The sequence below is a fragment of the Pseudobutyrivibrio sp. JW11 genome, from assembly GCF_900115355.1.
GTDB lineage: Bacteria > Bacillota > Clostridia > Lachnospirales > Lachnospiraceae > Pseudobutyrivibrio > Pseudobutyrivibrio ruminis.
Genome location: NZ_FOWB01000002.1, coordinates 84850 through 103622, shown reverse-complemented (window position 1 = coordinate 103622; position 18773 = coordinate 84850). Strand labels below are relative to the sequence as shown.

Below are 18773 nucleotides of genomic sequence, written 5' to 3'. Positions count from 1 at the left end.
AATTGTAATCAATTAATAATCAATGTCAGCATCGTCGCCAACTAATTCTTCAAATAATTTTGCTACTGCATCAAACTCAACATCATCCTCAACAACATCGTAAATAACTTCACCGTTGTCTTCTGATACCTCTTTGAGAATAAATGCATCAGCGTCTTCATTTTCATCCTGGCTGTCGCATACAAGAAGATATTTTACACCTGATAACTGTGTCTCTTCGATAACATATACTGGTAAATCTTCTCCGTCAGCTCCTGATAAAATAATCTGTTCCATAAAACTCCTTATTTATCTCGATGATTGTCGAGATAGTCCTGTAATATAATTGCAGCTGCAATTTGATCAATAAATTTCTTTCTGTCTTTTTTATCAACACCAGATTCTTCAAGAATCTCGTCTGCATACATGGTAGTAAGTCTCTCATCAATGAGGACTATAGGTATATCAACACGCTTTTCTAAAAGTTCCTTGAACTTGATAGTGTCTTCACATCGAAAGCCTTCGGTATCATCCATATTTAAAGGATAACCAAGGACGATTGTAGACACTTGATATTCATCGCATAATTCTTTGATTCGAACTAAAGTATGACGTAGTTTACTAGCTCTATCACGAGTAATAGTTTCTAATTCCTGTGCAGTCAAAAGTAAGGGGTCACTAATCGCGACCCCCACTGTTTTGGTTCCATAATCTAGACCAAGAATTCTGCCACTCATTACTTGCTCCAACTCTCGTTGATGATGTATTCCTTGAGTAGCTCCTCTACAAGCTCATCACGCTCTACCTTCATAATAAGGCTTCGTGCATTGTTATGACTTGTGATATATGTAGGATCACCTGACATGATATATCCTACAATCTGGTTAACAGGATTGTAGCCTTTTTCCGATAATGCTCCATAAACCTGTTCTAAAACTTCTTTTACCCCAACAGGATTTTCTTTTTGAACTTTAAAATATTGTGTGTTACTTAAATCTGCCATATCTACCTCGTATTAATAAAAATATCCCACACTAAAAATCTATTACAATAATATTAATATACAAATGGCTAAATTTCAACAATCAAGTACTCATTATCTTTTGTGATGGAAACAGCTTTTGCCTTTAAAATAACATTTGATAATGATTCTCCGTTTGACTTAATAGCACATTTTATATATTCTTTTGAAAATCCTACGAAATAATCTTCACCATCAATCTGTGCTTCCTCTTCAAAAAGAATATCTAGCTCCTGACCAATATGGTTTTGTCTGTAAGCTTTTGTCTGGATATTTCCCGCTTCGATGAGCTTAGCGCTTCTCTCTTTTTTGACTGCATTTATAATCTGATTTGGCATAGTAGCAGCCTTTGTACCAGCACGCTTTGAATACGCAAATACATGAAGCTCTGCAAATGCAATTTCATCAACATATGCAACAGTCTCATTAAACTCTTCTTCTGTTTCACCAGGAAAACCTACGATTATGTCAGTAGTGATTGCTGGATTTGAAAAATACTTTCTAAGGATGTTAACTCCTTTAGTATACTCCTCAATTGTGTATTTTCTGTTCATTCTTTTAAGAACTGTATCGCAACCTGACTGGAGAGAAAGATGAAAATGAGGACACATCTTTTCAAGGGCAGAAACTCTCTTTGCAAAATCTTCTGTCACTATCTGTGGCTCAAGTGAACCCATACGAATACGTTCAATTCCATCTATTTTATGAACAGCTTCAAGTAAATCAGCTAAGTCGTAATCCTTACCATTACCATAAGATGAAAGATGTATTCCTGTAATGACAACCTCTTTGTATCCAGCTTGAGCAAGGCCAGTAACTTCCTTGATTACGTCATCGATATCTCTACTTCTAATACGACCTCTTGCAAAAGGAATGATGCAATAACTGCAGAATTGATTACAGCCATCCTGAACCTTAACAAAAGCTCGTGTATGCTCAGAGTCCTTTTCGATAATCATATTTTCATATGCAACGTTTCCATCATTAATATCAACACACTCAAGAATTGGACCTTCCAATGAATCACGTTTCTCGAAGAATTCATGAACCTTTGCTACCAATTCATTCTTTTTATTGTTGCCAAGAATAATATCCGCACCAAGCTCATCTGCAATATCTTTTCCAAAATTCTGTACATAACAGCCGGCAGCCACAACGCATGCATCTGGATTTAACTTTTTACATTTATGAATCATCTGACGAGATTTTCTGTCAGCAATATTCGTTACGGAACATGTATTTATTACGTAAACATCGGCGCTCTCATCAAATCCTACGATTGTAAAACCGTCCTTTTTGAGGAGTTCTTCCATCGCTTCAGTTTCATATGCATTAACCTTGCAACCAAGGTTATGTAAAGCAGCTTTTTTCATTAGATTAAAAACCTTTCTATTTTTGTTAAAAGTGCAATACTTTATTGACTTTTAGGTACCATTGTTTTAGTATAAATTTATATTTTAAAACTATTAGAGGAGGCAAGCAGGATGAAAACAGTTCAAATTTCTCTTAACTCAATCGACAAGGTTAAGTCATTCGTTAATACTATTTCACAGTTTGACTATGATTTTGATCTTGTTAGCGGACGTTATGTAATCGACGCCAAGTCTATCATGGGTATTTTCTCCCTTGATTTATCTAAGCCAATCGATCTTACTGTACACGCTGAGGGTGATGCAGAAGACGTAATGTCTACATTAAAGGATTACATCGTTTAATTCTTTAAATCAATGTGTTAAATATTATGAGCTTTGCTATATTAGCAAAGCTCATATTTTTTATCTAACTTTAATAACCTCAACTGTATCTATAGCCTGCTTCATAAGCTCATCTATCTTCTCATCAAGATTGTGCTCATGCTTTTCAATAGCCTCAAGCTTTGGCTTTGTAACAGGATGCTTTGCAACGAAAATTGTACAGCAATCCTCGTAAGGCAATATTGAAGTCTCATATGTATCGATTTTCTCTGAAATATCTACAATATCCTGTTTATCAAATGCAATAAGTGGTCTGTAAACTGGAAGTGTACATACAGCATTTGTGCAGTTTAATGACTGCATAGTCTGGCTGGCAACCTGTCCGATAGACTCGCCTGTAACAAGACCAAGGCAATCATTTTCCTTAGCGAAGTGCTCAGCTATTCTCATCATGTAACGACGCATAATGATTGTAAGCTCTTCGTGAGCACACTGCTGATAAATGTAAAGCTGGATATCTGTAAAGTTTACAATATGTAAATCAATTGGGCCTGAATACTTAGCAACAAGCTTTGCTAAATCTACTACCTTTTGCTTTGCCTGCTCCGAAGTGTATGGTGGTGCATGGAAATATGTGGCTGAAAGTGTAACACCACGCTTTGCAATCATATATCCGGCAACTGGTGAATCAATACCGCCTGATAAGAGAAGCATTGCTTTACCTGCTGTACCAACTGGCATACCGCAAGGTCCAGGAATCTCTGTAGAATAAATAGCAATATTCTCTCTTACCTCTACGTAAATGATTCTGTCTGGATGATGAACATCAACATGCATCTCAGGAAAAGCATCAAGAAGTCTTGCACCAATTTCAGCAGCAACTTCCATAGAAGTCATAGGATACTGCTTGTTTGCTCTTCTGCCCATTACCTTGAATGAGAAGTTCTTATCTACAAATTCCTCATCAACATACTTAATAACAGCCTCAGCCATTTTATCGAAGCCTTCATCTGGCACAACAACAGTAGGGCAAATAGCGCTAATACCAAATACATGCTGTAAAGCTGCGACTGCATCATCATAATCGTATTCACCTTCTACAGAAACTAAAATACGACCGCTCTGCTTCTTAACCCCAAAGTGCCCATCCACACCATAAAGTGCTCTTTTAATCTGATGAACTAAGGCATCCTCGAATACATAACGATTCTTGCCTTTGACACCAATCTCTGAATATTTAATCAAAAATGCTTGATATGTCATTAATAATCTCCTTTAGATTATATTTATAAAACCATCATAGGAACCAATTCAGTCATAGCCTTAATTGCTTCCTCAATTTCTTCCATTGTATTTTCAGGACAGAAACTAAAACGAATAGTACGCTCCAGTAAATCCTTTTCCAAGCCAATAGATTTTAATGTCTCACTGATTGCAGGCTTATTAGATGAACATGCTGAACCAGCAGAAACATAAATGCCATAAGTATCCTGAAGAGCATTCAACATGACCTGCGCTCTTGTACGATTTCCCTTTATAGAGACGCTAACAATCTGAGGCGCACTGTTTTCATCGTGATGTCCATTAACAGTAACACCGTCTATTGCAGTAAGGCCTTCTATCAGTCTGAACTTCATTTCATACATGTGCTTTCTAGAAGCTTCGAGATTGTCATATGCTTCCTTTGCAGCAACACCAAGTGCAGCAATAGCTGGAACATTTTCTGTACCAGATCGCATGCCGTTTTCGTGTCCTCCACCAAGAATCTGAGGAACAACTCGTACTTTATCTTTAATATATATAAATCCAGAACCCTTTGGTCCATGAATCTTATGACCGCTAACTGTAAGAATATCCATTCCCATCTTCTTTGGAATAATATTCATTTTGCCGAATGCCTGAATAGCATCCACATGGAAAATAATTTCTGGATTGGCAGCCTTGATAATTTTAGCAGCTTCTTCTATTGGCTGAAGACTACCAATTTCATTATTCACCATCATGATAGATACAAAAATTGTATCTGGTCTGATTGCAGCCTTAAGCTCCTCTAAATCGATAACACCATATTCGTCAGTACCAAGATAAGTAACATCAAAGCCTTGCTTTTCAAGGGCTTTAACAGGATTCAAAACACTTGCGTGCTCAATCTTTGTAGTAATGATATGATTACCAAGACGCTTTCTTGCCTCTACGCCACCTTTAATAGCAAGATTATTTCCTTCTGTACCACCTGAGGTAAAATAGATTTCCTTAGGTTGGCATTTTAAAATGCCAGCAATAATCTCTCTGGATGTTTTGAGGTAATCCTTTCCTTTGTAACCCATGTTGTGCAAAGATGAAGGATTTCCAAAGTTTACCTGCAATGCTTCCTGCATTATTTTAAGCGCACCATCAGAACATCTAGTGGTGGCTGAATTATCAAAGTATATCATTGTAGTTCTAATTCCTCGCTTTTTAGCATTAACATACTGAGTGAACAAATCGCTGCAGTTTCAGTTCTAAGTATTCTTCTACCTAAAGATATAAGCTTGCATTTGTCTTTTACAAGCTCAATTTCGGATTCATCAAATCCACCTTCAGGCCCAATAAATATACCAACACTCTGCCCCTTTTGCAATCCATTTATAACGTCATAAGTATCTTTCATGCCATTTTTGCTTTCGTAAGGAAGCAAAAGCAAATCAAGATTTGCTGCGTATTCCATAGCTTCCTTGAAAGAAATGACATCATGAATAGCAGGCACAATTGAACGTTTTGATTGTTTGGCTGCTGTAAGGGCAACAGTCTGATATCGTGAAAGCTTATTCTTTTTCTTTTTATCATCAAGCTTTACTATACAGTTTTTCATCTGAACAGGAATGATTTCGTATACTCCAAGCTCTACTGTCTTTTCAATGATGGTTTCCATTTTATCCCCTTTAGGAATGGCCTGGAAAAGATAAATCTTGTTTGAAAGTTCAGTAGAGTTGACCTGCTCATTGACATCGACTAAAAGCTCTTTATCCAAAATGTCGCTAACTGCACAAAGGTAATTATTGCCAGCTGCAGTAGAAACTCGGATGATTTCGCCCTTTTTAATGCGTACAACACGCACCAGATGATGCATATCATCACCTGTGACAGTAAATCTTCCTTCTATTGGCTCTTCATTAACAAATATTTGCTGCATATTTTTATTTACGAGCGGTAATATTTACCCACTCACCCTGATAATTAATCTCTACTATATTAAGTCCAACTGCCTCAAGAGCCTCTTTTACTTCATTTTCCTTGAAATTGATAATTCCAGAAGAAATAAAGTAAGCTCCCTTCTTTAATGTTGGATAAATGGCTGGAGCCATACCGATAATGATGTCTGCCAAAATATTAGCAACAACTACATCATATTTTTCATAGCCCACTTTATCCTGTAAATCCTTGTCCTCAGTAAGATTTCCAACAAAGAAATCTCCTGCGTCCTTGGAAATATGATTTACTTCGAAATTCTCATAGGTAGACTCGATACAATCCTCATCGATATCTGTACCAACGATATGACACTTACCATCTAAAAGCTTATTAGCAATAATAGAAAGAATACCGCTACCGCATCCTATATCAAGAATCTCGTCGCCCTCCTTAAGATATTTCTTAAGCTGTCTGATGCAAAGCTGAGTAGTCTCGTGCTTTCCTGTTCCAAAAGAAACGCCAGGATCAATTTCAACAACCAGATTGTCCTTTGCATCTGCTGGAATTTCCTCCCATGTAGGCTTAATAAGAATATCTTCGATATAGAAGGCCTTGAAGAATTCCTTCCAATTGTTAACCCAATCTTCCTGCTTTGTAATAGATGTATCGATTGTTCCTTCACCGATATCCATCATATCCTTAAGCTCTGCTAAGCCAGCCTTTACCTCGGAAAGCTTTGACTCATGATCCTCGTCCTCTCCTAAATAAAAGCATACTCGAGATGTACCATCATCATCTGGTAAATCAGGCTGAAGCTCTTTGAATTCTCCGCCCTGCTTTTCTCCAGAAACTGGTACATTATTTTCAATTTCAATAGAGACAATATCTAGTTCCATCAGCATTGCGCTAACAAAATCCTCTGCCTCTGTTGTTGTATTTATAGAATATTTAATCCAATTCATAATTACCTCAAAAAAACACATATCAGAATAATCTGATATGTGTCAATTCTACTTTGCTCCTTGTTTTGCAACAATATCTTCCTTAAGCTCTAAGCACTTATCCTTAAGCTTTCTGGAAGTACTAGGTGACTGAATAAGTCTTGCGATAAGCTTCATAGCTGCATCGTATTTTTTATAGTGAACTGACATATTAGCAAGCATATATTCAACTGCCTCTGATGCCATTCCGCAATATGGAGGAGTTTCTGATGAAACAGCCTTCATAAAGCCTTCATATGCCTGTGAGTAGAAACCTTCGTATTCTTTTTGAATCATATCTACAATCTTTGGATCAGCATCCTTGTTTCCCTCAAGCTCTTTAAGCTGTGCTCTACGAAGCCATGCTATCTTAAGGCAAACGTAAGCTTTTTCAGACATCTTTGCACGCTTTTTCATTGTACAAATCAATGCAAGCTTAAACTTTTCGATTGAATATTCATATGAATATGTCTCAGGAAGTGCTGTCTCCTTCTGTGGCTTAAAGCTTGGGCAGAATTCAGCTCTGATAAGCTTAACACGAGCTGTGTCAATCTTAGCAAATGTAGTATCAAGAGCAGAATAACCACAGTTTGGGCATGACATAAAGTCGTATTTGCATTTGTCAACATGCTCGTAATTAGGTCTTAAATCGAAATCAGGCTCTAATCTCTTAAGCTTTGTAGCAAGTACAGCCTTGATAGGAAAATCCTTATCGCAAACTGGACATCTAACCTTTTTATCAATGATAAAATCCTTCTCAGTTTTAACGACAGGCGCTGCTGCTGTCTTTTGCGCAGCATCCTTCTTTGGCTTGTCATCCGCCAAAATATCAAGCTCTCCGTCCATAGAGAAGCCAAATTTTTCCATTCCAGATAATAAATTCATTTTGCAATCCTTTTCTAAATAGATTACTAAATCTATAACTTAGTTATTTGTAGGCAATTTAAATGAGCTCTTTAAAGAAACAATTCTATTAAACACTAATGCATCTGGCTTTGAGTCCTTAGAATCAACGCAGAAGAAGCCTTGTCTAACAAATTGGAAACTATCATAAGCCTTGGCATCCTTAAGGGATGGCTCAACAAGACAATCTTTAAGAACTGTAAGTGAGTTTGGATTAAGATTTAAACTACCATCTTCATTATACACTCCTTTTTCTTCATCTACAATGTTTTCATAGAGACGAACCTCTGCCTTAAGAGCTGTCTTAGCAGCTACCCAGTGAATTGTTCCCTTAACCTTACGTCCATCAGGTGCATCTCCACCCTTTGTAGCTGGGTCGTATGTACAGTGAATGCAAGTAACCTTACCGTTTTCATCTGTTTCATAGCTTGTGCATGTAACAAAGTATGCATTCATTAAACGTACTTCGTTGCCTGGGTAAAGTCTGAAATACTTCTTAGGAGGCTCAATCATGAAATCCTCTCTATCGATGTATAATTCCTTACCAAATGGAACCTGTCTGCTTCCAAGCTCAGGATTCTCTAAGTTGTTTGGAGCATCAAGCCATTCAACATCATCACTCTCGTAATTATCAATAACAAGCTTAACTGGGTCAAGAACAGCCATAACACGGCCACGGCTAGTCTTTAAATCCTCTCTGATGCAGTACTCAAGCATTGCATAATCAGATGAGGAATTAGCCTTTGAAACTCCAGAAAGCTCAACAAATTTTCTGATTGATGAAGGAGTAAAACCACGACGTCTAAGAGCTGCAATTGATACAAGACGTGGATCATCCCAACCGTCTACAATTCCATCCTCAACAAGTTTCTTGATATATCTCTTTCCTGTAACAACGTTTGTAAGATACATCTTTGCAAACTCAATCTGACGTGGTGGATTTGGGAAGCCTGCTGACTTAACAACCCAATCATAAAGAGGTCTGTGGTCCTCAAACTCTAATGTACAGATTGAATGTGTGATACCTTCAAATGCATCCTCAAGTGGATGAGCAAAATCGTACATTGGGTAGATGCACCACTTATCACCTGTGTTGTGATGTGTCATGTGAGCAACTCTGTAGAGAATTGGATCTCTCATATTGATGTTAGGTGAAGCCATATCGATTTTAGCTCTAAGTGTATGGCTACCATCCTCATACTTGCCAGCCTTCATGTCTTCGAACATAGCAAGGTTTTCCTCGATAGAACGGTTTCTATTTGGATCTTCCTTACCTGGATGCTCGAAGTCACCACGGTACTCTCTCATCTCATCAGCTGTAAGATCAGAAACATAAGCAAGCCCCTTTTTGATAAGGTCAACTGCTACTTCGTACATTCTATCAAAGTAGTTTGAAGCGAAATAGAGATGCTCTCCCCAATCAGCTCCTAACCACTGAATATCTGCCTTAATTGAATCAACGAACTCTACCTTTTCCTTTGTAGGGTTTGTGTCGTCAAATCTCATGTGGAACTCACCGTTGTACTTCTCAGCGAGACCATAGTTTAAAATGATTGACTTTGCATGGCCAATGTGTAAGTAACCATTTGGCTCAGGTGGGAAACGTGTACAAACATGGTCGTAAACGCCCTCCTTTAAATCCTTGTCAATTTCAAGCTCGATAAAATTTTTGCTAACTACTTCTTCACTCATTATCTATTTATTGTCCCTTCAATAATTATATTTTAGATTTATCTAATGTGATTGTGTGTAAACAAATGATCACTGCAATATTCATAATTACCATTACATTTACTGCAGAATCTGAACTCCAAACCTGGGTTTGTAAGCTCTGTGCGCCCGCACACAGCACATTTATGTCTCGCGATAGGTGTGCCATCACGGTACTGAGTACGTGGTGGTGTTGCCTGTCGTTTAAACTCGTTTCGTCTATGGATATCCTTTGGATTGAATCTAGCCATATTTCTAGTCATCAGGAAGAAGATGAAGAAATTAAGGAGTGATGCAATCACTGGTACGGCAGCAAAAAATGCACCGGCCATACAGTATCTAAATACTTCATATCCAATAATAACAAGGTAGAATATGGACATCCATTTCATCTTGATTGGAATGATAAAATACAAAAGTACCTGCATATCTGGGAAGCATGTAGAAAATGCAAGGAAAATTGAAAGATTAATGTAGTAAGTGCTGGTAATCTGTCCAATATATCCTACAGGTAATGCTCCGCCATAAATAAAGTATGTAATGAACGCTCCAAGAAGGGTGAAAATCATACCGCCAAAAATATATACGTTAAAACGAAAAGCACCCCAGGTACGCTCAAGTGTCTGTCCCAATTGATAATAAAGCATAAACATGATAATTGCCCATATAATGCTAGTATCAGGTGGAATAATAACCCATGAAATAATTCTCCAGATTTGTCCATGGAGAATGTAATATGGCTCCAAGGTAAGAAAACTCAGATAAGGCACCCCGGTAAATCTCTGTCCAAAGGATAATAAATATCCGATGGCATATCCGCCAAGCAAATATACTATTAAATTATTAATGGCATATCGGCCAAATTTCTTCTCTAATTTGTCTAACAAAGTATAACCTCCAAGTAAAAAACGACATAAATATAGACTTTAAAGATTATACCTCTTTAAAGCCTATGTTATCAACTAGATTTTTAGAATTAATAGTAATATCACTGGGAAATAGTATACTGCGAAACATTAGTATTATCTATACGTTCATAAGGAACATAATAATATTTACCATCCTCCATCTGGATATCCTCTGGAGGTCTTCCATCCATTGCAATCCCTACAGCTAATTCAGCTATAATTCTTCCTTTTTCCTGGGCGTTATTCAAAGCGGTACCTTCAATTTTGCCCTCAGCAATATCTGCAAGAACCTCTTCCTGACCATTAACCCCAACAATTAGAGGATCATTTTGCACTCCAAATTCAGTCAATGCATCTAAAGCTCCAAGAGCCATATTGTCATCATTTGCAAGGACCAGCTCAATTTGTCGAGGATATCCTGCAAGCAAAGATGTCATTTTTGTCTGTGCCTGTTTCCTATCCCAGTTTGCTATTTCATCTCCCAGCATTTCCATCTCGTATCCCGCATCTTTTATCGTTTCCACAGATACGCGGCTTCTAAGAATAGCATCCTGATGTCCGGCCTCGCCCTCTAAAAGTACATACTGAATAATGCCATCACCATTAACGTCAATCTCATCGAAGCGCTCATCCAATGCATCAATAACAATCTGCCCCTGAATCTGGCCACTGTCCTCAGGTCTAGCGCCTACATAATAAAGCTTGTTAAATCGTTTCAAATCGTCTTCTACAAGCTCGCGATTAAAAAAGATAATTGGAACATCAGCTGATTTAGCAGCCTCAATTATTACAGAAGGATCTGTTCTATCAACCAGATTCACACATATGACGTCATAGTTTTTTTCGATAAAATCAATAACCTGGTCATTCTGCACCAATTGATTCTTGCCTGAATATACAACGCTACTTTCAATTTCAATATCCTTTTCATCCCCATACACTGCAAGATAGTCCTCGATATTGTGCCTGATTTCCTCTGTAAAAGGATCATACTGATTGTACATAGTAATCCCAACCCTGATTACCCGAGGTTCAGTACTTTCCTTGGATTGAACCATATGGTAGCCGCCGAATAAACATGCAGCCACAGCAATTGCTATTCCAAATACAAACAACCTTCTCTTATTCATTACATCCTCTTATTTAACAAATGGAAATAGTATTTTTTCATACTCCTCTGAATAAATCTGCTCTTTATTAATTATGTAATAAAGAGGAACACCTTCATCTGAAACCTTATCTCCATTATCAAGTACAGCCTTCACTGCCAAATACCCCATTGTATAATCGTCCTTACAAGCAAGTGCCTGAATAGAACCGCTATCAAGGTAATAAACTGCAGCCTGTCTGTCATCAACTCCATAAATTGCAAAGCCAGATTTTTGATCAATCCCCAATGACATTGCACAATCTAGCACATTGGCGTCCAACAAAATCATTCCGCTATACAATCCAGATCTGTAAATGTTGTAAATATGGTTTATCAGGGAACTATCATCCATAGTAACAAGTTCCCTTTTCAAATAGACATCTGAGCCCTCTAATGATTCCTCCAGTCCCTTGATGAAATTAATGTTATTTACAGAATCAGAGCTATACATAACATACAAGGAACCTGAAAAACCATCGTCGATTATATATTTACCGTAATCTTTTCCCATAGAATAGTCATCAGCTATGATAGAATATTTGTCGTCATCACAATTTCCATTCTTTACAAATCTAACTTTGCTTTTCAGACCTTGTTCTTTGATATAAGTGTACAACTCATCATAAAAGCCTGAGGCAACATAAACATATTCAGCCCCCTCGTATATCTGTCTATTGATTAGCTCTATTTCGCCTTCCACTCCAGCAGATACAGGGCTATTCAAAAAAGTAACCTGACACTTGTTGTCCAGCGCAGCTGTTTCTGCACCTGATTTTAAAGTTTCCCAGTCGTCCAGATTGTCTCCTGTGACAACAAATGAAATACGCTCATCCTCTCCCTCAAATACACTTGAGTTGGCGTAAACATAAAACTCAACAATGATCAATAGGATAAGTACAAGGAACATGCCGATAAAGAATCTATTTCTTCTCATTTCCATCACCTCCCATATATTCCTGGTAGGAAATCTTTGGCAAATGAATTATGGCAGTAGTTCCTACGTCCAATTCGCTTTCAATTTTCAGTCCATAGTCCTCCTTAAAATACAGGTTGATACGCTGATTGATATTCCACAATCCGATACCAGATCCTTTGCCTTGAGATTTACCCTTTTCCTTAAGCAAATCCTTTAGTTTCTCAGGAGGAATTCCCATTCCATTATCCTTAACCTCGATATAAATATCTCCGTCTTTTTCATAGCCCTTTATATCGATTACGCCTTCATCATACAAATCCCCCACAGCATGATAAATGGCATTTTCGATAAGAGGCTGAATAATAAGCTTGATAGTAATGCAATCCTCTATCCCCGGATCAACGTCGATATTGGCTTCAAACTTGTTTTTATAGCGCACCTTCTGGATGGCTAAATAATTCTTTGCATGGGTAATCTCATCTCTTATTGTAATGATGTTGTTGCCCTTGCTAAGACTGATTCTAAACAGGGATGCCAGGCTTGTAATCATAGAAATAGCCTCTGGATATTTCTCCGATTCAATCATCCAAACAACAGAATCCAAGGTATTATAAAGGAAATGTGGATTTATCTGAGCCTGCAGAGCATTCAATTCGGATTTACGTTTTTCTTTTTGCTCCGCAACGCTTTCTTCCATCATAGTTCTCATCTGGACTACCAAAGATTTTATGGTGCGGCCCAAATGCCTGATTTCGTGAGTACCACCAATGAAAATCACATCTTCATCAAGCATACCTGCATCGATAACGCCAATAGAATCCTCCAGCTTCTTAATTGGATCAGTAACCACTCTTGCAATGAAAAGGTTTCCAAAAAGAATCATAAAAATAGTTATTGTAAGTATGATAAGCATGAATACACGCAGCTGGAAGCTTTCACCGATCAGCTCCTTAACTGGTGTTACTGATACTATTTTCCAGCCTGTGTAACCTACCGTTTTTACGATAACCGCTCTTTCATTTCCTTCAAATGTCTCGATATAGTTTCCATCATCATAACTAGCCGCCACAATATTGTTCTCGTTTGCAAGACCTGAATATATAGCCTTCTGAGCAGGATGATATATTATTTCTCCATTTGAATCTATCAGATAGACATAGCCCTCACCAGACTCATTTGCTTTCATAAACATTTGCTCTATAGCAGAATAGTTCATGTCAACCAAAAGGATTCCTCGCCTGATGTAGCCCATGTAATTCAAATCGATACTACGAGTGAGAGAAACTACCCAATAATATCGATAATTGTCGCTTTCAAACATGTTTTGTACATGTGGCGCAGAAAAATGAAAATTCTCCACTTTCTCTTCTTCAGTATCGCCAAACCAGGACTGCTCCGTAAAATCCACCCCAGTTTTTCTTGTGGCGATTGGCGCAGCAGAAATCAATGCTCCGTCCTGGGAAATGCAGGCGATGCTGATAAGATCATCCTTATTCGCCTCGTACAGGATATCCATTTCCTTAGTCATACTATCGCTAGTCAAATCCAGATTTTTGATTACGCTGTAGTACATACTATTTGAAACGCCCATCATATTACGTAAATACGAATTAAGATTCCAGCTTATCTGCTCTACTATCTTCTCATCGTTATCAATAGCATTCTGTCTGGATGTATTGATATAGTTTGTATAAAAGGCCATAGCCATAAAGGTCATACTGATTATGGCAACCAACGTGAAGGAAATAGAAATAACAAGCTGAATACTTCTTCGCTTGGAAGCACGACGCAATCTATGAAATTGATTTTGAAAATCAAAAAGTTTCATTAGCTTTCCCTTTGCTGTCTATACTTTGATGGTGATATGCCATAAGCCTTTTTAAATACATAGCTGAAATAATTTGGCTCATCGTAGCCTACAAGACCAGCAATTACATAGGCCTTTTCATCTGTAGTTTCAAGCAGCTCCACTGCCTTTTTCAACCTAATATCAGTTAGATATGATACAAAGCTTTCCCCTGTGTTTTTCTTAAATACAGCAGAAAAATAATTAGCGCTTACATTAAGGTTTGAGCAAACTTTATCTACCGACAAATCTGAATCCTTATAATGTTCCTTAATATATTCCTTCGCTTTATCTACAAGCACTTCCGTGGAGTCCATTCGACTCTTTTTGATTTCCTTTTGGATGAAGAAGCACTTATCCAAAAACCACTTTTCTACTTCCTGTATTGAATCGATGTTGTCCAAAAACTCAAAAATATCTCCATCATTACCATCAATTGATGAGCCTGAAATATCATAATTCTTTGCAAGCTTAAGGACCTCAAAATAAGCCTCCAAAATAGAAATCTTCATCTGGTACAAGCCAATTCCTTTTTCACTAAAGTTAGAAAAGAATTCATGAATAGCTCCATTCAATTCATCAGTAGAGCCAATCTTGATAAGCTTAAGTATCGTATTTACGTTATCATTTTCAAACAGATTGATTTCTGTCTTGTCCGGTTCCACATCCATAATTGAAAATGCCTGGTTTTCATCGAAAAGCTTTCTATAGGCAGTAGCCTCCCTGGCTGATTTGAACGAACTAAACAAATCCTTAAGTTCATTTACCATTAAGCCAACACCAGCAGTGGTTGGCACCTCTATTAGCTTCGCAGAAAGCTTACAAATCATGTCCAGATTAGATACAAACTCTTCGTACTCGTCTTCCTTCTCAAAGCAGCCCAGCACAATAACATTGCCCAGGTAATTTAAGCAATGATAATTTCCGTAATCCTTTAATGTTTCCTTTGCAAGCTGATTCAAAGAAACAGAAAAAAGTTTTCTATCGGTTGTATTAAATTGTTCACTGTTTTCAAAGGATAATTTGATTATGCCGACGGCATAGAAATTCCCCTTAATATCTTCTCCGTAATCAGACGCTATCTCAGCTATCCTATCGACCTCAATATGCCCCTCAATAAGGCCAATAAGAAACTGCTCCCTAAAAAATGGGAAGCTCTCCTGATAGTATTTTTCAAGATTTTGAAGATTGCGCCTCTTGTCAAACTCCTCGTCCAAGGTGTGTTTAAGACGAGTAAAAATAGAATGCAACTCATCTGCATCAATCGGCTTTAAAATGTATTCCTCTGCTGATAGCTCGATTGCTTCCTTGGCATACTCAAACTCATCATAGCCAGAGAAAATAACGAATTTCGTTGCAGGAAGCTCCGCCTTTAACTGCTTTGAAAACTCAAGGCCATTCATGAAAGGCATGTTAATATCAGTCATAACCACATCCGGCTGAGCCTCAAGCGCTCTCTCCAAAGCATCCTGACCATTTTCAGCAGTGGCAACCACATTAAACCCCAAATCCTGCCAATTAATCTTTTTTTCAATGGCGATGCGGACTTCCTCCTCATCGTCAACTAACATAACATTATACATACATTATTCCCCCAGTAAAAACCTACCTCTAGTATAACAAAAAGCTGGTTACGGCTACAAGCCTTAGCGTTTCTTCATTCAGCTAAGAATGCTTCTTTCAGAAACCTAAGAGCTTGATGCCTACCAGCTTTATCCTAGTCTATGAAATAATGTATTAGTTCTTTTTACGCTTAGAAAGAACGTCTACAGTAACAGCGCCAAGAAGTACAGCACCCTTTACGATTTTCTGGATATCTGTCGACCATCCAAAAAGTGACATACCGTTGTTAAGAACACCCATAACGAAGGCACCAACAACTGCACCAAGGATAGAACCAGAACCACCAGCTACGGCAGCACCACCGATGTAGCAAGATGCAATAGCATCCATCTCGAAACCATCACCAGCCTTTGGAGTTGATGATCCGTTTCTTGCTGAAAGAACGATACCTGCGATAGCTGCAAGAACGCCCATGTTTGTGTATACCCAGAAGAATACCTTATTTGTATCGATACCAGAAAGGTTTGCTGCTTTTCTATTGCCACCTAATGCATAAATCTGGCGACCTGCAACAGTCTTTGTTGTAACAAATGCATAGATTCCAATAAGAACAACCATGATAAGAAGTACAAATGGAAGTCCGTTGTAACGAGCAAGCTTATAGAAGAAGAACCAAATGATAAACAGCTCGATTACAAGCTTAGTTACTGTCTGCCATGTAGGAGTAAGTACAAAGTTATATTTCTTCTTTGTCTTGATTCCTCTGATTTCATTCCAAATAAGAGCAACCGAAGCAATAAGTGCAACTGCTATTGAAACTAAATCAAGGATACCATCACCAAAGAATATTTTGTATGTAGGAAGGAAGCCTGCACCGATAAAGTTGTAATTTGAAGGAAGAGGACCTTTTGTCTGAGCCTGTAAAAGTGTGTATGTTAATCCTCTACCCATAAGCATTGTAGCAAGGGTAACTACAAATGGAGGGATGCTCAAATATGCAATGAAGAATCCAGCAAACATACCAACTAAAAGACCGATAGCAAGTGCTGCAATAATTGCAACCCACATATTCATTTTGTAGTCCATCATCATGATACCGGCTGTGGCACCACACAATGCAACTACAGAACCAACACCAAGGTCAACGTTACCAGTTAATACGCAAAGCAACATACCGATTGCAAGGATAACAACGTAACCATTTTGCATAACCAGGTTGTTGATGTTCATTGGTGTAAGGTTTTTGCCACCAGTAAGAATGGCAAATATCAAATAAATAACAATAAGGGCAATGAACATGCCGTATTGTTTCATATCAAGACTAGCTTTTTTATTTTTCATTTCCATCATCCTTTCTATTATGTGCCATTACACACTGCATGATTTTTTCTTGAGATACTTCTGCACTAGAAAGCTCTCCCGCAATCTCGCCCTCATTGATAACGTAAATACGGTCACAGGTACCAATGATTTCCGGCATTTCAGAAGAAATAACAATGACTGCTTTTCCAGCCTTTGCTAAATCGTTGATAATACAGTAAATTTCGTATTTAGCACCAACATCGATACCACGAGTTGGCTCATCCAAAATCAATACATCCGGTTGTGTAAGCATCCATTTAGCAAGGACAACCTTCTGCTGGTTACCACCTGAAAGTGATCCAACAACCTGATTGATGGAATTCGATTTTACGTTAATTTTCTTTTTATATTCTTCAGCCGCAAGGATTTCCTCGTTCCCATTAATAACACCATGCTTTGAGAAGAACTTAGGACGAGCAGCAAGTGTCATATTCTCCTTGATATCGCCAATAAGAATAAGACCATTTGTCTTTCTATCCTCAGTTACATACGCAAGCTTGTTATCAATAGCATCCTTGACTGTATTTAAATGGACTTCTTTGCCATTTATTTTTACAGTTCCTGAGATTTTCTGACCATAGCTATGACCGAATACACTCATGGCAAATTCGGTACGGCCTGCTCCCATCAGACCAGCCAGACCAACAACCTCACCAGCTTTAACTTCGATATTAATGTCCTTAAGTACCTGACGATTTGGATCATCAGGATGATATACATTCCAATTCTTAACCTCAAAGATTGTGTCACCAATAGTGACACCTTCTCTTTCAGGATAACGATTAGTCATTTCACGACCAACCATTGCCTTAATTACTCTATCTTCAGAGAAATCATCTACACCCTTAACAAGTGTTTCGATTGTCTTACCATCTCTGATAATTGTAACGGCATCAGCAACATAGCTAATCTCGTTCAATTTGTGAGAAATAATAATACATGTAATCCCCTGCTTCTTTAATTCAAACATGATATCAAGAAGCTTCTTTGACTCCTCATCATTCAAAGCCGCTGTAGGCTCGTCCAAAATAAGAAGCTCAACCTTTTTTGCCATTGCCTTTGCGATTTCAATAAGCTGCTGTTTACCAACACCAAGTGAATTTACTGGGGCATTGACATTTTCATTTTCAAGACCAACTCTAGATAACATTTCCTGGGCTTTTTGTCTTGTCTTTGTCCAATCAATTACGCCCTTCATTTTAAGCTGTTCGTTACCTAGAAAAACATTTTCAGCAATTGAAAGAAGTGGGCTAAGAGCAAGCTCCTGATGGATAATAACGATTCCTTTCGCCTCTGAATCTCTTAAGTTATGGAATTTGCAGATTTCGCCGTGATATTCAACATCTCCCTCATATGAGCCGTATGGATAAACTCCTGATAAAACATTCATCAGAGTAGATTTTCCAGCACCATTTTCCCCACAAAGAGCATGAATCTCTCCCTTTTTAACCTGCAGATTAACATCATCAAGGGCTTTAACTCCAGAAAACTCTTTTACAATATGCTTCATTTCCAAGATGTAATCTGACATATTCTTCTCCTTCTTAAAAGTAATGGCGACTTAAGACTA

18 protein-coding genes are annotated in these 18773 nt (G+C 37.9%); 1 reads left to right on the top strand and 17 read right to left on the bottom strand.

The window, feature by feature from the left end:
- Window positions 1-12: 12 nt before the first annotated feature.
- From BM102_RS02705 to mtaB, 4 genes are all read right to left on the bottom strand, one after another.
- Window positions 13-276, bottom strand: a complete 264-nt coding sequence (locus BM102_RS02705; protein WP_044934707.1) for a DUF1292 domain-containing protein — start codon at window positions 274-276, stop codon at window positions 13-15.
- An 8-nt stretch (window positions 277-284) separates the two neighbouring features.
- Entirely contained in the window at window positions 285-716 is a 432-nt protein-coding gene (gene ruvX / locus BM102_RS02700; RefSeq protein WP_044934709.1) for a Holliday junction resolvase RuvX, read from the bottom strand.
- The gene (locus tag BM102_RS02695) at window positions 716-982 is read right to left on the bottom strand and encodes an IreB family regulatory phosphoprotein (RefSeq protein ID WP_044934710.1); all 267 of its coding nucleotides are present in this window, start codon (window positions 980-982) and stop codon (window positions 716-718) included. The genes ruvX and BM102_RS02695 overlap by 1 nt, the downstream gene beginning before the upstream one ends.
- Before the next feature lie 68 nt (window positions 983-1050).
- A complete protein-coding gene (gene mtaB, locus BM102_RS02690; RefSeq protein ID WP_090478706.1) occupies window positions 1051-2373 on the bottom strand; it encodes a tRNA (N(6)-L-threonylcarbamoyladenosine(37)-C(2))-methylthiotransferase MtaB in 1323 nt (440 codons plus the stop codon).
- 111 nt (window positions 2374-2484) lie between these two features.
- Here mtaB and BM102_RS02685 point away from each other — a divergent pair, with 111 nt between their 5' ends.
- A complete protein-coding gene (locus BM102_RS02685; protein ID WP_028243612.1) occupies window positions 2485-2715 on the top strand; it encodes an HPr family phosphocarrier protein in 231 nt (76 codons plus the stop codon).
- A 60-nt stretch (window positions 2716-2775) separates the two neighbouring features.
- Here the strand turns inward: BM102_RS02685 and thiI are convergent, their stop codons facing one another.
- From thiI to mmsA, 13 genes are all read right to left on the bottom strand, one after another.
- Window positions 2776-3957, bottom strand: coding sequence for a tRNA uracil 4-sulfurtransferase ThiI (gene thiI / locus BM102_RS02680; RefSeq protein WP_090478704.1), 1182 nt, complete (start codon window positions 3955-3957; stop codon window positions 2776-2778).
- 23 nt (window positions 3958-3980) lie between these two features.
- Window positions 3981-5129 carry a cysteine desulfurase family protein gene (locus BM102_RS02675; RefSeq protein WP_090478701.1) on the bottom strand — a complete coding sequence of 383 codons (1149 nt, stop codon included), beginning with the start codon at window positions 5127-5129 and terminating at the stop codon, window positions 3981-3983.
- Entirely contained in the window at window positions 5126-5866 is a 741-nt protein-coding gene (locus BM102_RS02670; protein ID WP_090478698.1) for an RsmE family RNA methyltransferase, read from the bottom strand. Before BM102_RS02670 ends, BM102_RS02675 begins: the two co-directional genes overlap by 4 nt.
- A 4-nt stretch (window positions 5867-5870) precedes the next feature.
- On the bottom strand, window positions 5871-6827 hold the full coding sequence (gene prmA, locus BM102_RS02665; RefSeq protein ID WP_090478695.1) for a 50S ribosomal protein L11 methyltransferase: 957 nt from the start codon (window positions 6825-6827) through the stop codon (window positions 5871-5873).
- A 48-nt stretch (window positions 6828-6875) separates the two neighbouring features.
- Window positions 6876-7730 carry a DUF2225 domain-containing protein gene (locus tag BM102_RS02660; protein ID WP_044934725.1) on the bottom strand — a complete coding sequence of 285 codons (855 nt, stop codon included), beginning with the start codon at window positions 7728-7730 and terminating at the stop codon, window positions 6876-6878.
- Window positions 7731-7769: 39 nt separating this feature from the next.
- Entirely contained in the window at window positions 7770-9440 is a 1671-nt protein-coding gene (locus tag BM102_RS02655) for a glutamine--tRNA ligase/YqeY domain fusion protein (RefSeq protein WP_044934728.1), read from the bottom strand.
- Window positions 9441-9478: 38 nt separating this feature from the next.
- Window positions 9479-10345: a hypothetical protein gene (locus tag BM102_RS02650; RefSeq protein WP_090478692.1), complete on the bottom strand. Its 867-nt coding sequence runs from the start codon at window positions 10343-10345 to the stop codon at window positions 9479-9481.
- 101 nt (window positions 10346-10446) lie between these two features.
- The gene (locus BM102_RS02645) at window positions 10447-11496 is read right to left on the bottom strand and encodes a galactose ABC transporter substrate-binding protein (protein WP_090478689.1); all 1050 of its coding nucleotides are present in this window, start codon (window positions 11494-11496) and stop codon (window positions 10447-10449) included.
- Between the two features lie 9 nt (window positions 11497-11505).
- Complete coding sequence (locus BM102_RS02640) at window positions 11506-12450, bottom strand: substrate-binding domain-containing protein (RefSeq protein ID WP_177194885.1); 945 nt, start codon at window positions 12448-12450, stop codon at window positions 11506-11508.
- Window positions 12437-14260 carry a sensor histidine kinase gene (locus tag BM102_RS02635; protein ID WP_090478682.1) on the bottom strand — a complete coding sequence of 608 codons (1824 nt, stop codon included), beginning with the start codon at window positions 14258-14260 and terminating at the stop codon, window positions 12437-12439. The genes BM102_RS02640 and BM102_RS02635 overlap by 14 nt, the downstream gene beginning before the upstream one ends.
- Window positions 14260-15861: a response regulator transcription factor gene (locus BM102_RS02630; RefSeq protein ID WP_090478678.1), complete on the bottom strand. Its 1602-nt coding sequence runs from the start codon at window positions 15859-15861 to the stop codon at window positions 14260-14262. Before BM102_RS02630 ends, BM102_RS02635 begins: the two co-directional genes overlap by 1 nt.
- Before the next feature lie 154 nt (window positions 15862-16015).
- The gene (gene mmsB / locus BM102_RS02625) at window positions 16016-17182 is read right to left on the bottom strand and encodes a multiple monosaccharide ABC transporter permease (protein ID WP_081821942.1); all 1167 of its coding nucleotides are present in this window, start codon (window positions 17180-17182) and stop codon (window positions 16016-16018) included.
- Entirely contained in the window at window positions 17172-18734 is a 1563-nt protein-coding gene (gene mmsA, locus BM102_RS02620; RefSeq protein ID WP_090478675.1) for a multiple monosaccharide ABC transporter ATP-binding protein, read from the bottom strand. Before mmsA ends, mmsB begins: the two co-directional genes overlap by 11 nt.
- Between the last annotated feature and the right edge of the window lie 39 nt (window positions 18735-18773).

What these genes read in the sequence shown, in the direction of transcription:
- BM102_RS02645 (WP_090478689.1), bottom strand. Translation starts at nt 11,496, where the DNA reads ATGAATAAGAGAAGGTTGTTTGTATTTGGAATAGCAATTGCTGTGGCT.
- BM102_RS02660 (WP_044934725.1), bottom strand. Translation starts at nt 7,730, where the DNA reads ATGAATTTATTATCTGGAATGGAAAAATTTGGCTTCTCTATGGACGGA.
- BM102_RS02670 (WP_090478698.1), bottom strand. Translation starts at nt 5,866, where the DNA reads ATGCAGCAAATATTTGTTAATGAAGAGCCAATAGAAGGAAGATTTACT.
- BM102_RS02655 (WP_044934728.1), bottom strand. Translation starts at nt 9,440, where the DNA reads ATGAGTGAAGAAGTAGTTAGCAAAAATTTTATCGAGCTTGAAATTGAC.
- prmA (WP_090478695.1), bottom strand. Translation starts at nt 6,827, where the DNA reads ATGAATTGGATTAAATATTCTATAAATACAACAACAGAGGCAGAGGAT.
- BM102_RS02705 (WP_044934707.1), bottom strand. Translation starts at nt 276, where the DNA reads ATGGAACAGATTATTTTATCAGGAGCTGACGGAGAAGATTTACCAGTA.
- BM102_RS02695 (WP_044934710.1), bottom strand. Translation starts at nt 982, where the DNA reads ATGGCAGATTTAAGTAACACACAATATTTTAAAGTTCAAAAAGAAAAT.
- BM102_RS02640 (WP_177194885.1), bottom strand. Translation starts at nt 12,450, where the DNA reads ATGAGAAGAAATAGATTCTTTATCGGCATGTTCCTTGTACTTATCCTA.
- ruvX (WP_044934709.1), bottom strand. Translation starts at nt 716, where the DNA reads ATGAGTGGCAGAATTCTTGGTCTAGATTATGGAACCAAAACAGTGGGG.
- thiI (WP_090478704.1), bottom strand. Translation starts at nt 3,957, where the DNA reads ATGACATATCAAGCATTTTTGATTAAATATTCAGAGATTGGTGTCAAA.
- mmsB (WP_081821942.1), bottom strand. Translation starts at nt 17,182, where the DNA reads ATGAAAAATAAAAAAGCTAGTCTTGATATGAAACAATACGGCATGTTC.
- BM102_RS02675 (WP_090478701.1), bottom strand. Translation starts at nt 5,129, where the DNA reads ATGATATACTTTGATAATTCAGCCACCACTAGATGTTCTGATGGTGCG.
- BM102_RS02685 (WP_028243612.1), top strand. Translation starts at nt 2,485, where the DNA reads ATGAAAACAGTTCAAATTTCTCTTAACTCAATCGACAAGGTTAAGTCA.
- mtaB (WP_090478706.1), bottom strand. Translation starts at nt 2,373, where the DNA reads ATGAAAAAAGCTGCTTTACATAACCTTGGTTGCAAGGTTAATGCATAT.
- BM102_RS02635 (WP_090478682.1), bottom strand. Translation starts at nt 14,260, where the DNA reads ATGAAACTTTTTGATTTTCAAAATCAATTTCATAGATTGCGTCGTGCT.
- BM102_RS02630 (WP_090478678.1), bottom strand. Translation starts at nt 15,861, where the DNA reads ATGTATAATGTTATGTTAGTTGACGATGAGGAGGAAGTCCGCATCGCC.
- mmsA (WP_090478675.1), bottom strand. Translation starts at nt 18,734, where the DNA reads ATGTCAGATTACATCTTGGAAATGAAGCATATTGTAAAAGAGTTTTCT.